The organism is Lysobacter sp. GQ73 (genome assembly GCF_059758755.1).
In genome coordinates this window covers 555,268-569,124 of the sequence record NZ_JCAXEE010000003.1, presented here as the reverse complement: position 1 = coordinate 569,124, position 13,857 = coordinate 555,268, and the positions used below count along the sequence as shown (strand labels likewise).

The 13,857-nt window shown below is 67.6% G+C and carries 11 protein-coding genes, 1 pseudogene and 1 riboswitch; of the genes and pseudogenes, 2 read left to right on the top strand and 10 right to left on the bottom strand.

The genetic code is table 11. The annotated features are described in order from the left end of the window. Window positions 1-7: 7 nt before the first annotated feature. Genes AC6CH2_RS12405 through AC6CH2_RS12395 form a run of 3 tightly spaced genes read right to left on the bottom strand, consistent with a single transcriptional unit; the run spans window position 8 to window position 2,974 of the window. Window positions 8-1,501: a protein kinase domain-containing protein gene (locus AC6CH2_RS12405; RefSeq protein ID WP_498269480.1), complete on the bottom strand. Its 1,494-nt coding sequence runs from the start codon at window positions 1,499-1,501 to the stop codon at window positions 8-10. Window positions 1,502-1,511: 10 nt separating this feature from the next. Further along, a complete protein-coding gene (locus tag AC6CH2_RS12400) occupies window positions 1,512-2,273 on the bottom strand; it encodes a PP2C family serine/threonine-protein phosphatase (protein WP_498269479.1) in 762 nt (253 codons plus the stop codon). Window positions 2,274-2,290: 17 nt separating this feature from the next. Continuing rightward, the gene (locus AC6CH2_RS12395) at window positions 2,291-2,974 is read right to left on the bottom strand and encodes a vWA domain-containing protein (protein ID WP_435397227.1); all 684 of its coding nucleotides are present in this window, start codon (window positions 2,972-2,974) and stop codon (window positions 2,291-2,293) included. A gap of 307 nt (window positions 2,975-3,281) precedes the next feature. On the opposite strand from AC6CH2_RS12395, the pseudogene AC6CH2_RS12390 reads away from it, so the two are divergent. Next, window positions 3,282-4,518 (top strand): annotated as a pseudogene (locus tag AC6CH2_RS12390) (phosphocholine-specific phospholipase C); the annotation flags it as partial. A gap of 57 nt (window positions 4,519-4,575) precedes the next feature. Next, window positions 4,576-5,361 (top strand): phospholipase domain-containing protein, encoded by a 786-nt coding sequence (locus tag AC6CH2_RS12385; protein ID WP_498269547.1) that lies wholly within the window; start codon window positions 4,576-4,578, stop codon window positions 5,359-5,361. A gap of 88 nt (window positions 5,362-5,449) precedes the next feature. Here AC6CH2_RS12385 and AC6CH2_RS12380 read toward each other — a convergent pair whose 3' ends face one another. From AC6CH2_RS12380 to AC6CH2_RS12350, 7 genes are all read right to left on the bottom strand, one after another. Then, on the bottom strand, window positions 5,450-7,009 hold the full coding sequence (locus AC6CH2_RS12380) for an autotransporter domain-containing protein (RefSeq protein WP_498269478.1): 1,560 nt from the start codon (window positions 7,007-7,009) through the stop codon (window positions 5,450-5,452). A gap of 20 nt (window positions 7,010-7,029) precedes the next feature. Continuing rightward, entirely contained in the window at window positions 7,030-7,452 is a 423-nt protein-coding gene (locus tag AC6CH2_RS12375) for a hypothetical protein (protein WP_498269477.1), read from the bottom strand. Between the two features lie 223 nt (window positions 7,453-7,675). Next, window positions 7,676-9,703, bottom strand: coding sequence for an autotransporter domain-containing protein (locus AC6CH2_RS12370; protein ID WP_498269476.1), 2,028 nt, complete (start codon window positions 9,701-9,703; stop codon window positions 7,676-7,678). Between the two features lie 72 nt (window positions 9,704-9,775). Beyond that, a complete protein-coding gene (locus AC6CH2_RS12365; RefSeq protein ID WP_498269475.1) occupies window positions 9,776-10,153 on the bottom strand; it encodes a hypothetical protein in 378 nt (125 codons plus the stop codon). Between the two features lie 7 nt (window positions 10,154-10,160). Further along, on the bottom strand, window positions 10,161-10,952 hold the full coding sequence (locus AC6CH2_RS12360; RefSeq protein WP_498269546.1) for an autotransporter domain-containing protein: 792 nt from the start codon (window positions 10,950-10,952) through the stop codon (window positions 10,161-10,163). Window positions 10,953-11,630: 678 nt separating this feature from the next. Further along, a complete protein-coding gene (locus AC6CH2_RS12355; RefSeq protein WP_498269545.1) occupies window positions 11,631-12,908 on the bottom strand; it encodes a multidrug effflux MFS transporter in 1,278 nt (425 codons plus the stop codon). Between the two features lie 48 nt (window positions 12,909-12,956). Further along, window positions 12,957-13,412, bottom strand: a complete 456-nt coding sequence (locus AC6CH2_RS12350) for a VOC family protein (protein WP_498269474.1) — start codon at window positions 13,410-13,412, stop codon at window positions 12,957-12,959. Window positions 13,413-13,656: 244 nt separating this feature from the next. Next, a riboswitch (glycine riboswitch) is annotated at window positions 13,657-13,828 on the top strand. Window positions 13,829-13,857: the final 29 nt, after the last annotated feature.

Here is a 13,857-nt window from a genome sequence, read left to right as displayed (position 1 = left end):
GGCCGGCTCATCGGTTCTTGAGCATCCTCGGCAGGGTCAGCATGAACACCGCGCAGGCGACCAGGAAACCGGCGCCGAGCAAGGTCATCAGGATCGCGTTCATCCAGCCGTCCAGCGCCGCCGCGCCCGACTTCGGCAGCAACTGCGCGTACATGCCCTGGACGAACTGAGCGAGCCTGGCGAACGACCAGGACAAGGCCACCGCCACGCCGACCCGCACCGCGGTTGCGAGCCACGACGACCACCCACCGCGTGCGGGCGGCGCCGCGGGGCTCCGCCGCCACCAGGAGCGTTGCGCCTGCGCCACGTTCTGCGCGGTCTGCGCCTGCATCTGCGTCTGCATGCGGGTCAGTTGCGCCTGCATCTGCGCCATCTGCGCCGCGGTCACCGCCGACACCGGGCCGCGCCGGCCGCGCATCGGCTCGGGCCGCGGATTCGGTTTCGGCCGCGGCCGGGCATCGCGCGCGGTTTTCGCGATCAGATCGGCACGCGCGCACGACGCACACGGCTGGCCGGCGTAATGCTGGTGCTCGCGATTGCGCCCGCACACGACCAGGCGCCCGCTGGAAGGCTGCGCGTAGCTGCGCAGGGCCCGGCTCCATTCGGCCGCGCTCGGCCGCTGATCGCCGTCCTTGCCGAAGGCGCGGTCGAACAATTGGCGCAGCTCCGGCGGGATCGCCGCATGCGCGCTGACCGGGCTCGGCGTCATCATCCGGTGGCCGCGCAGGCCGTAAGCGTAGTAGCGCTCGCGAATGCGCGCCGGGATGTCGGTCGGCACGCGATCCGAAGCCGGCCGGCCGCTGTAGGGATGGATGCCGAAATTCAACAACTGGAACACCACCACGGCCAGGGCGAAACGGTCCTGGGTTTCCTCGCCGGCCGGGCCGAGCTTGCTTACCTGGAATTCCGGGGCGAGATAATCCGGGGTGACCTGCGGTGCGGAGAAGCGCTTGCCTTGGCCCTGGATGCTGAAGCCGTCGCAGTCGAGCAAGGCGATGTACAGCGATGCGCGATAGAAGCGCAGGTTGACCGGCTTGAGGTCGACCACGTAGTGATGTTGCGCGTGCAGCGCGGCGAGCACCGCGCTGAGGTTGGCGGCGAGGGTGACCTTGGCGCCGAGCCCGACCGGCAGCCCGGCCGCGCGCGCCTGCCGCTCCTGCAGCACCTGTTCCAGTTCGGAGGTCGACTTCACGTCGAGCGCCGGCATGGTGAAACCGACGAAGCGGCCGCGCTCGTCGCGCACCACCGCATGCGGCCAGGCGATCTGGACGTAGCGCTTGCCGCCTTCGACCTGGTCGGGCAGATGTGGGCGCAGTTCCAGCATCGCCTCGATGCGGTCGGTGTAGCTCGGCGGGTCGACCCGCTCGTGATAGATCTTGGCGACGCTATGGGCGTCGTCGGGCAGCAGGTAGACGCTGCCCGCGCCGCCGCTCTTGATCAGCGCGCCCAGCACCGAGCGCCGAGGCCCAATCCGGATGCTGCTGCCGCTGCCCAGAGTCATGGCGCCCGCATCAGGCCCGCAAGGCGATCAGCAGGGTCTTGTCGTCGGACGTGATGCCGTGCGTGCGCGGATCGTCGAGGGTGCCGAACAAGGCGCGGCTGCCCGCCGCTGCGTCGACCGAGGCCAGGTATGCGGCGACCGGATCGATGAAGGGCCGGTACAGCCCGGCATTGCCCTTTTCCATCGCGAACGGCATCGCGCCGTCGGACATCAGGCACAGGCGAGCGGCCGGATACGCCACCGCCGACACGCGCAGATGCTCGCGCCAGGCTTCGCCGGTGACGAAATAGGTTTCGTTGGCGTACTCGCCGTTTTCCGGCGCCGACACGCACGCGGCATGGGCCTGCGCATCGGCCGCTTCGGCCACGCCGAGGCCGTCGCCGATGTGGAAGAACCAACCGCGCCGCGCATCGCCGAGGAACCCGACCAGGGTCGCGGCATAGTTCGACAACGGCGCCAGCGCCGCGCCGGCCGCCTCGCTCAACGCCGCGCGCGCATCGAGCACCGCGGCCGCGGCCAGTTCCGACATCGTTTGCTCGTCGACCGCCGAGGCATCGCCGCGCTGCGCCCAGGCCGCGGCCAGGCTGCGCACCACGGTGTCGGCGGTCAGGCGCGAACCGACGTCGCTCGAGGCCGCCGAACCCGCTCCGTCGCAGACCGCCGCCACCAGCAGCTCGCCGTCGGCGTGGAAGGCGAACGCGTCCTGGCACGGGATGCCTTTGTCGAGATGCGATTTTCCGGTGGCCGATGCCGCATAGATCCGCCAGCCCATGGCCCGGGACCCGCCGCTCAGGTCGGCACCGACGACCAGGTGTCGGTCGAGGGCAACTGCGCCTGACCGCCCGGCCGCGACTGCGACACCACCTGCATGCTCGCGCTGAGCCACAGGAACAGCTCGCGGAACTGCAGGCCCTGCAGGCGCTTCACTCCGGCCGGGCCCTTGCTGCTGAACTGGGCCATGACCTTGTCCTGCGAGCCCTCGCCGACCGCGATGGGGAAGATCGCGACCTTGTTGGCCTGCTCGGCGTCGCGCGCATGCTTGGCCGCGGTTTCCCAGGCATCGGTCGGCGAACCGTCGGACATCAGGAACAGCCACGGACGGGTGTAGGCGATGCCCGCCTGCTTGAAGCGCTGCTTCTCGTTCTCGACCTCGGCCAGGGCCAGTTCGATCGCGCGGCCGGTCGGGGTGGTGCCTTCGGCTTCCAGGATCGGCGCGGTGAAATCCATCGCGTCGCACCAGTCGCCGACCACCTCGGCGGTGTCGAAACCGCCGTAGCGCACCACCAGCACGCGCACGCGCTTGGCCGCGATCACGTCGGACTTGAGCTCCTGCTCGAGCAGCTTCAAGCCTTCGTTCAATTGCCGCACCGGCTCGCCGAGCATGCTGCCGGAGCAGTCGAGCACCAGCACCAGCGGGGTGCGCTGCTCGGTGTTGTCGACCAGGGCTACATCGGGGATGACGGGCTGATTCATGGCATTCCTTTGCTGCATGGAGATAGGGACCGAGTATAGCCACGAGCCGGGCGGTCGGCGCGGGTCCGGCCGGCCGGGCGCGCCACCGGCCCGCAGCGGCAACGCCGGGCACGCCCGCGCCGCGGCGATCGGGCTGCGGCGATCGGGCCGCTGCGAAGCCGCTCGGCGCGGCGCCTGCGTGCGCGCACCGGGCACCCGCGCACAGGACCGCGCGGCGATCCGCACGCGGTAACCGCGATGCCACGTTCGGCGAGCAGGCTGCCCGGGCGGCTGCCCACCGCTCCCCCGAACGAACGCACGGATTACCATGACCGACCATCAACGCCGCGATTTCCTGCGCAGCGCCGCCGGCGCCACCGCCGCCGGACTCGCCCTCAACCTGTTCCCGCCGAGCATCGGCAAAGCGCTCGCGATCCCCGCCGCGCGCGTCACCGGCACCATCCACGACGTCAAGCACGTGGTGATCCTGATGCAGGAAAACCGCTCCTTCGACCACTACTTCGGGGCGATGCGCGGCGTGCGCGGCTTCGGCGACCGGTTCCCGATTCCGCTGCCGAGCGGCAAGCCGGTGTGGCACCAGCAGACCGCGCAGGGCCGCGAGATCCAGCCCTATCACCTCGACACCACGACCACCAGCGCGCAGCGCATCGGCGGCACCCCGCACACCTGGCCGGATTCGCAGGCGGCCTGGAACAACGGCCTGATGGACCGCTGGCTGCCGGCCAAGACCGAGCGCTCGCTCGGCTATTACCGCCAAGCCGACATTCCGTTCCAGTACGCGCTGGCCAACGCCTTCACCCTCTGCGACGCCTACCACTGCTCGCAGCAGACCGGCACCAACCCGAACCGCCTGTTCCATTGGACCGGCACCAACAACCCGGCCGCCGACCGCGGCGGCCCGGCGATCGTCAACACCTTCGACGACTACGGCCCGGCCAACGAGGGCTATTGGTGGACGACCTATCCCGAGCGCCTGGAGCAGGCCGGGGTGAGCTGGAAGCTATACCAGGACATGGACGACAACTTCACCGACAACCCGCTCGAAGGCTTCCGTCAATTCCGCGCGGCCCCGCCGGGTTCGGCGCTGGCCGAGAAAGCGCTCAAGACCTGGACCCTCGACGACCTCGCCGCCGACGTGCGCAGCGGCCGCCTGCCGCAGGTGTCGTGGCTGGTCGCGCCGGCGAAATACTCCGAGCATCCCGGGCCTTCGGCGCCGATCTGGGGCGCGGACTACACCGCGCGTGCTCGACGCCCTGACCGCCGACCCCGAGGTCTGGGCGCGCACCGTGCTGATCGTCAACTTCGACGAGAACGACGGTTTCTTCGACCACATCCCGCCGCCGGCGCCGCCTTCGCTCGACGGCCAGGGCGCCTACCTCGGCGGCTCCACCGTCGACCTGCGCGGCGAACATCACCGCGCGCGTTCGGGCCCTTCGCACGGCACCTCCAACGACCCGCCGATCTACTACGACCGCCCCTACGGCCTCGGCCCGCGCGTGCCGACCTACGTGATCTCGCCGTGGAGCCGCGGCGGCTGGATCAATTCGCAGGTGTTCGACCACACCTCGGTGATCCGCTTCCTGGAGCGCCGTTTCGGCGTGATGGAGCCCAACATCAGCCCGTGGCGGCGCGCGGTCTGCGGCGACCTCACCAGCGCCTTCAATTTCGTCGACCCCAACCGCGAACCGATCCCGAGCTTGCCCGACACCGGCGACGCCGACCGCATCGTCGCCGAACAAAGCCGCCTGCCGGCGCCGAAACCGCCCGCATCGTCGAGCGCGGCGCAGCAGGAACGCGGCATCAAGCCCTCGCGCGCCCTGCCCTACGACCTGCAGGTCGGCGAACGCATCGATGCCGGCGCGCGACGCGTGCGCCTGCACTTCGGCAACACCGGCCGTGCCAGCGCGGTGTTCCATGTCTACGACCTGCTCGACCCGAATGCGATCCCGCGCCGCTACACCGTCGAGCCCGGCAAGTCCTTGCACGGCGAATGGGCGCTCAAGAGCGACGGCGCCCGCGCCTATGCCCTGCAGGTGTTCGCGCCGAACGGCTTCTTCCGCGAGTTCCGCGGTTCCCTGCACGGCGCCAACCCCTCGGCGACCACCGTGCCCGACCTGCGCCTGCGTCGTCGCAAACTGATCCTGGCCTTGCGCAACTCCACCCACAAACCGGTGCGGCTGAGCATCGCCGACCAATACGGCCTGTACGAAGCGCGCCTGGAGCGGCTGGGCCCGGGCACCACCCGCCAGCGCCCGATCCGTCTCGACGCAAGCCATCAGTGGTACGACTTCGTGCTCACCGACGCCAACGATCCGGAGTACTACCGCCGCCTCGCCGGCCGCATCGAAACCGGCGCGCACGGCATCACCGATCCGGGTTTGATCTGATCGGCGGGATCGCAGCCATCAAAACGAAACAGTTGCCCTGCGCGAATTGCGGGGCGGCTGTCACGTCCAAAGGCTTACGATGCAACCGTCAAAACGCCATTCGATAGCTCGCCGACACGCTCCAATCCGCATCGCCGCCCGACGAGGCTGCACGCGCGCCCACACCGAGCACCGAACCGTTCGCGAAACGGTGGTCGAAATCCACCAGCATCTGGCCCCAGTTACGGTCCAGCTCGCCGCCGGGCAGGTCGAAACCGAACAGGTCGATGATCTCGCCGCGCGTGCCGCTGACCGTCTTGTCCATGCGACGCACCGCTTCCAGCGACACGCTCAAATCGTTGCGCTCGCCGAGGCTGCGCTCGAACGCCGCGCCGATGCGCAGATCGCGCGTGCTCCAGTCCGTGCGGTCGAAGCGCGACGGGAAACCGCCGCCGCTCTCCGTGTAGCCGGCCAGTTTCGTCCGTGTCCAGGTGTAGGCCGCATACGGCGATACGCCAATGCCACCGATCCGCGTCGCGTCCTTCCAGTCCAAGCGCGCGCGCAGCGCCGCCACCTTCGCATCCGGGCGCGCCGAGGAGGTGTGCATCGCGGTGCCGTTGTGGTAACGCCGCCGCGAATCGACATCGAAGCGGCCGGAATAGCCCAACAGGCTGCCCAGCCATTGTTCGCCGAGCTTGAACGCGGCCTCGCCAAGCAGGTATTCGCCTTCGGACTTGCTCTGGCTGCCGAGGCTCCACTCCTGACGCGCCTTGGACTTGCCCAGGCCCAACCCCAGACGCGCCGGGCCCAGGTCGGTGCAGACGCCGACCTCTAACTGTTCGGTGCGGGTACTGCTCTCGCCGTAATCGGCCGCTTCGGCATTGGCCCAGGCGCAGGAGCCATCGAACTCGCCCCTCAGGCCGTTATCGAGGCGCGAACGATGGTGCGCGCCCGATAAGGTTGCGTTGGCCAAGCCACTTAGGCCCAGAGTCAGGCGCTGGTTGGCGTCGATCAGGCTGCCTCGGTAGGCTTCCACGTCCAGCAGAAATCCGCCGCTCGGCCCCTTGACCCGCGCGACCCAGATCTGATCGCGGAAGCCTAGGCCCGCGATCACCGATCCGTCGGCATTGACCCCTTCCACCTTCGCCCATGTGGGGTCGATCGGGAATTCGACGCCGTAGCCGGCCAGCCATTGCTGGATCGACAGCGTTCCGGTCTGCTCGGACCAGCGGAAGATATTCCTCTGTCCTCCAGGACCGCCATAGGTTTCGCCGACGATCACCTGCCCGTCGGCGGATATTTTGGTCGGCCAGCTGCCCTTCATCGACGGCAACAGGCCCAGCAAGCGCACGCCGGCCGCCTGGTCCCAGACATAGGCCTGGTGAATCCGCTCGCCCGAGTTCGTGACGATGACCCCGGTAATGCGGCTGCCGTCGTGCGAGATGTCTACCGCGGCCTGCAGCGAGCTGCCGAGCGCCGCATCGATGAAGTACGGCGCGCGGCCGTCCTGCCACACGAACACCCGCGGGTTCACCCCGTTTCCGCTGGCCCGGCCGATGACCGTACGCCCGTCGCCGGAAAGCGCACCGGGATCGAACATCGAGTAGCCCTGCCAGTCGCCGGCTACCGGCATCGTCTCCACGCCCCGATCGGAGCGCCAGCGGAACACCTCGTAGCGGAAACTGCCGTTCAAGCGTTGGCCGGCGATGGTCCGCCCGTCCGCGGACATATCCGGGCAATGGCGGAGTAGCCGGGGACATCCATCACCCGTATCCCGCCTTCGCGCGTCCACAGCGCCGGCGCCCAACGCCGGTCCGGTCGTCCCGACACCGAATCGGGCAGGTTCAACAGGACCACGGAGCCGTCCCCGGATATGGCACGCAACTCTAAATCTTGGCTGGAAAGCCCGGGGAAGATCAGGATGTCGGTGCGCCCTTGCGATCGGGTCCAATGGAACGCGGTGGCGTGGAAAAGGCCGGCCACGGCGCGGCCGTCGTCGGACAACAGCGACCAGTTCATGGAAAACTCCGGGCCGATCACGTCCACCTCCACCGCCGCGCGGGCGGAACCGCAAGCGGCCAGAACGGCCAACGTCAAAATCGCTGCGCGCATAGTCCAATCCTTGGTGGTCGAAGAAGCCATCCGGGACAAGCCCGGGCTCTCGTGCACCAATGATCCTAGGCGGCCGTCGCGCCGGCTGAAACTGCACCGACCGCGCCGCCCGTCACGCTATTGCGCCTTCCCCGGCACGGATCATTCGACTTCGATACGTTTCGGCCGGCACCACCGACCGCACGACCGCCAGGAAACAACCCGGGCGGCCGCTGGCCGCAACTTAGAACGCGATTCGATACCCGACCGACACGCCCCAATCGGCATCGCCGCCCGACGACGCCGCGCGCGCGCCGACGCTCATCACCGAGCCGTTGCCGAAACGGTGGTCGAAGTCCACCAAGGCCTGGCCCCAGTTGCGGTCGACCTCGCCGCCCGGCAGGTCGAAGCCGAACAGGTCGATGATCTCGCCGCGCGTGCCGCTGACCGTCTTGTCCAGGCGGCGCACCGCTTCCAGCGACACCGTCAGTTCGTTGCCGCCGATCCGGCCCGAGAACGCCGTACCCAGGCGCGCGTAGCGCGTGGTCCAGTCGCTGCGCTCGAAGCGCGACGGAAAACCGCCACCGTCTTCGCTGTAAGCATCCAACTCGGTCTTGTTCCAGGTATAGGACAGGTACGGCGAAACGGTCACCCCGCCCCATTGCGCCGCGTCCTTCCAGTCCAAACGCGCGCGCAGCGCCGCTACCTTCGCATCCGGCCGCGCCGAAGAGGTGTGCACCGCGGTGCCGTTGTAGTAACGCCGCCGCGAATCGACATCGAACCGGCCGGAATAACCCAGCAGGCTGCCCTGCCATTGTTCGCCGAGGTTGAACGCCACCTCGCCGAGCAGGTACTCGCCTTCGGACTTGCTCTGGCTGCCGAGATTCCATTCCTGGCGCGCCTTGGCCTTGCCCAGGCCCAGGCCCAGACGCGCCGGACCCAGGTCGGTGCAGACACCGACTTCGGCCTGCTCGATGCGGGTCTTGCTCTCGTCGTAGTCGGCCGCCTCGGCATTGGCCCAGGCGCAGGAGCCATCGGACTCGCTCGCCAGACCGTTATCGAGCAGCGAACGATGGTGCGCGCCCGAGAACGTCGCGTTGGCTAGTCCGCTCAAGCCCAATGTCAGGCGCTGGTTGGCGTCGATCAGGCTGCGCTGGAAGGCATTGATGTCCAGCAGAACTCCGCCGCCATGCGGCGTCACTCTGGCGATCCAAACCTTGCGTTGCGGTGTCACGCCGACGACCACCGATCCGTCGGCGTTGGTATCGGTCGGGCTGGACAGATAAGTCCCGGCAGGCAAACTCACACCGGAAGCTTTCAACCAATAGCTGACCGAGATCGTCCCGGTCTGCTCGGACCACCGGTAAGCCTCCTGAGATGCCCAGCCGGAATCGTAGGGCCCTGCGTTATACGAATCACCGTAGACGACCAAGCCGTCGCGCGAAATCGTCAATGCATTACTGAAGCTGTAGCCCGCCAGCGGCCGCAACAACACGGTCCCGCCGGAGGCGCTCCACAGATAGCCGAACGTATCGCCGCCGTTACTGCCCGGGAAGACCGCAGTGCTGGTCAGCCCCACCACGCGGTCGCCCCGGCCGGACACGTCGTTTGCCGAATTGAGATAATGCCCGGGCAGCAACGGCACCAATGCCATTCCCCCCGCCTGCGTCCAACGAAATGCACGATTCTTGTTGGCAACGAAGGCCATCTGATTGCCGACTACGGTTGCGCCGTCGTCCGACACCGCCTTGGCCAAGGTTTGCGATGGCTCCGTGCCCAACAGGCGTTGAGCGCCGCCATGCTGGGTCCAACGAAAAGCCTGGAACAGGCCGTTGGTCTCGACTAGATCGCCGATCACGACATCGCCGTTGCCGGATAGCCCGCTGATCGCCACCCCGAACGTGCCGGCGATCGTGAACTCCCTGGCGCCGCCCGCCTTCGTCCACAAATAACTTGTTCCGGTCGCGGTTTCGCCGTGCCCGAATGGGCCACGAACAGTCATCGCAACGATAGAGCCGTCGCTCGAGATTGCCGTGCGTTCGGCCAACCCCCAACTGAAGCCAGGATAAGGAAGCAGCTTCTCAATCATGCGCCCTTGGTTATCGCGCAGATCGACTCCCGATTGGTTCACCACCGCAACGACGCGGCCGTCCGCCGAAACCGCTGCAGTACCGCGATAAGGAAGAGAAGAGGGCGTACTCGACGCCGGAGGCGCGATGAAGAAGTTGCCTTCGGCATAGGCAGGAATCGCCGCCAACAGGGAAATGACCAAGAGCGCGCGTCGCATCATAGAAGCCTCATGGAATTGTTCGAGTATTGAATGGCCGACTGAACGGTCTCTGGGCTATGCCGCGGCCGAGAAGTATCCGCAGCGACGCTGCAAAGAAGGCACGTTTACGGCCGATTTTCCGCCGTCCCCGACATTATCCCCGAGCAATACGCTCGCGACAAACAGCACACTATTCGCTGCTTCGACCGCCTGCACGAAACCCAGGCACGAATCAAAACCGGAAACGATTGCGTTGTCCTCCCAGGACCGCCACGGCTGAAGCGAATCCTGCGGATCGATTGACGGCGCATCTTCCGGTATCCGCACGCAGCGTCCGCTGCGCGAGATCAAGCCCGCAACACCAAAGGGTTCCGGTTGCGGCTTCCCACGATGCTGCGGCCCATCGATCGGCCGGAACGACAGCCGCCCGACTCGCCGGACGACTGCCGCCATCGCCCGCTCAGAACGACATTCGATACCCGAGCGATACGCCCCAATCCGCATCGCCGCCCGACGAGGCCGCGCGCGCACCGACGCCGAGCACCGAACCGTTCGCGAAACGGTGGTCGAAATCCACCAGCATCTGGCCCCAGTTACGGTCCAGCTCGCCGCCGGGCAGGTCGAAACCGAACAGGTCGATGATCTCGCCGCGCGTGCCGCTGACCGTCTTGTCCATGCGACGCACCGCTTCCAGCGACACGCTCAAATCGTTGCGCTCGCCGAGGCTGCGCTCGAACGCCGCGCCGATGCGCAGATCGCGCGTGCTCCAGTCCGTGCGGTCGAAGCGCGACGGGAAACCGCCGCCGCTCTCCGTGTAGCCGGCCAGTTTCGTCCGTGTCCAGGTGTAGGCCGCATACGGCGATACGCCAATGCCACCGATCCGCGTCGCGTCCTTCCAGTCCAAGCGCGCGCGCAGCGCCGCCACCTTCGCATCCGGGCGCGCCGAGGAGGTGTGCATCGCGGTGCCGTTGTGGTAACGCCGCCGCGAATCGACATCGAAGCGGCCGGAATAGCCCAACAGGCTGCCCAGCCATTGTTCGCCGAGCTTGAACGCGGCCTCGCCAAGCAGGTATTCGCCTTCGGACTTGCTCTGGCTGCCGAGGCTCCACTCCTGACGCGCCTTGGACTTGCCCAGGCCCAACCCCAGACGCGCCGGGCCCAGGTCGGTGCAGACGCCGACCTCTAACTGTTCGGTGCGGGTACTGCTCTCGCCGTAATCGGCCGCTTCGGCATTGGCCGCCCTTCGTGCCAGAACACCATCTGGGTGGGTGTGGACCTACCGGTCAGGTTGGATCTACCGGTCAGAACGCCGACCACGACTTGTCCATCCCCGGAAATAGCCACATCGTCGACAGACCACAAATACTCACCGTCGTTTGCCACGGCCTGAAGGATTTGCAGACCTTGATCCGCGCTCCACCGAAACGTCTGAGACTTCACCTCCGGAGCTGGTGACGCGCGGCGCCCTGCGATTGTGCGTCCGTCGGCGGAAATGTCCTCCGCGATCGCATACACCCCGGGAACTTCGACGATCTGCACCCCGCGCTCCTTCGTCCACAAGGCCGGCATCCAGAACTGCTGCGGTCTTCCCGTCACCTCGTCCGGCAAATTCAACAACGCGACTGAACCGTCGCCTGAGATCGCCGTCAACTCGAAGCCGTTGGGGTAGAAAGCCGGAGGCGAAACGACTGGATCGAGGTCAGGGCCCCGCCCTGTGTCCAGTGGAAGGCGGTCTCGCCTGCATGCCGACCACGCTCTTGCCGTCCGCCGAAACCAGGGTATAGGTGATGGGGATCGATTGAAAATCCGCCGCCTGGACAGTTCCACACAGGCACGAGGCCACCGGCGCCAATAAGGTCAATCGCATCTCGAACTCCTTCTCTTGAGGACAAACATTCCTGCAGAAGCCACGCCTGACAGCCCGCCGCTTTCAAAGCGACTCTTGCGGCTCCACCGCGGCGGCTTCGTCGCCCTGGCTCGGGCACCGGGTCTTCGACACGCGCGCTTCCCACTGCCAGAACAGCCAGGCGATCGCGGTCAACGCCGAGGCCGCCACCGCCAGCGCTACCGCACTGCCGCTGATCAACGGCGACAGCACGCCGGCCATGATCGCGTTGATCACCAGCCCGGAGAACGCCTGCAGCGACGAGGCGGATCCGCGCTGGCGCGGGTACATGTCGAGGATCGACAAGGTCACGATCGGAAACACCAGGGCGATGCCGAACGCCGATACGCACATCGGCAGCACCGCCCATGGGATCTGCGGGGCGTCGGTCCACAGGTTGTAGCCGAGGTTCATCGCCACGCCGGCGAAGGAGAACACGAAGCCCCAGCGCACCAGGCGGTCGCCGCTGATCCTGCCGGCCGAGCGGCCCGACACGAACGAGCCGAGCACCATGCCGCCGATGGTCGGCACGAAGAACCAGCCGAACTGGCGCTCGTTGAGCTTGAGAATGTCGAGCACGAACGCCGGCGCCGAGGCGATGTACAGGAACAGCGCGGCGAAGTTGAACGCGCCGGTCGCGGTCAGGCGCTGGAAGCGCGGGTTGAGGAAGATCGCGAAGTAATCGCGCAGCAGGCGCTTGGGCTTCAGCGGCAGGCGCGCCTGCGGCGGATGGGTTTCCGGCAACAGGAACACGGTCGCCGCCAGCAGCAGCAGCGAGAAGCCGACCAGGAACCAGAAGATCGCCGGCCAATGCGCCCAGCCGAGGATCCAGCCGCCGATGATCGGCGCGATCGCCGGCGCCACGCCGAAGATCATCGTCACCTGGCTCATCAGGCGCTGGGCGTCGTCGCCGTGCAGCACGTCGCGGATCACCGCGCGGCCGACGATCAGTCCCACGCCCGCCGACAAACCCTGCACCACGCGGAAGAACAGCAGCATCGACAGATCGGTCGACAAAGCGCAGCCGACCGAGGCCAGCGTGAACACGCTCAGCCCGCCGATGATCACCCGCCGGCGCCCGATCGTGTCCGACAACGGGCCGTGGACGATGCTCATCAGCGCATAGGCGATCAGATACAGGCTGATGGTCTGCTGCATCGCCAGCTTGTCGGCGCCCAGTTCGGCGCCCATGACCGGGAACGCCGGGAAGATCGTGTCGATCGAGAACGGCCCGAACATCGCCAGGCCGCCGAGCAACAAGGCCAGGCGGCGGATCGACAAGGCCTTCGTGGCCGGCGCTGAATCGGGAGCGGAGGTATTGATCGGGTTCACCAGTCTGGCAGGCCAGTCGGGGAGCGTCGGCTCGGGGCCTCAGCTGGGAGCGTGGGAGGCGTGGGTGTCGATCGGCACTTCGTCGGGCGGGCCCTTGAGTTCGACCAGGTTGTCTTCGGGATCGAACAGGTATTGCGACGGCCCCTCGCCTTCGGCGCCGTAGCGCGAGCCGAAGTCGCCCAGGCGCACGCCGTGCGCCTCCAGGTGGGCGACGATCGCCTCGCGGTCGAAGGGCTCGGCGCGCAGGCACAGATGGTCCATGTTGCGGGCCTCGGCGCCGGCCGGCGCGCCGCCGAGGCGGCCGAGCTTGCCGTCGACGTCGACCAGGTCGATCAGGGACAGCCCGGCGCGCAACTGCACCAGGCCGATCGCGTCCTGGCGCCGTTCCAGCCGGCAGCCCAGCACATCGCAGTAGAAGGCGACCATCGCCTCGGTGTCGCGCACGCGCAGCACCACGTGGTCGATTTGCAGCAGTTGGAACGGCGGTCGGTCCATGCAGGAAGCTCCGGAAGGGACCGCGACCATGTTACGGCGAATCGGCCATCCTGAACCGGGTCGCGGGGCGAAACCGGGGATGAAGCCGGCTGCCGCCAACCCCGGCAATCTCGCCCCGAGCGGCCGCCGCTGCGGCTATAATCGCGGCTTGAAACACGCGGTGGGAGAAGCCGCCCGGCCCCTCGGCCAGGCGCGCTGCCGAAGGCGCAACGCCCGTAATCGCTCAGGCCCCATACCGCCGCGTGTACAAAACTCTGGAGAGACCGCCTGCGTGCGCTGAGACAGCGAGGCAGAACCGGCGCCGAAGGGGCACGAAGCGAGCGCGGACAGGAAGCGGCCCCCGGGCCCTCCCCTCCCCTAGCTGCCTGACCGCAGCACGCTTTTAAACTCTCAGGCAAAAGGACAGAGGGGCGCCTCGCGTGCGGCACCGCACGCTGCCTTCGGA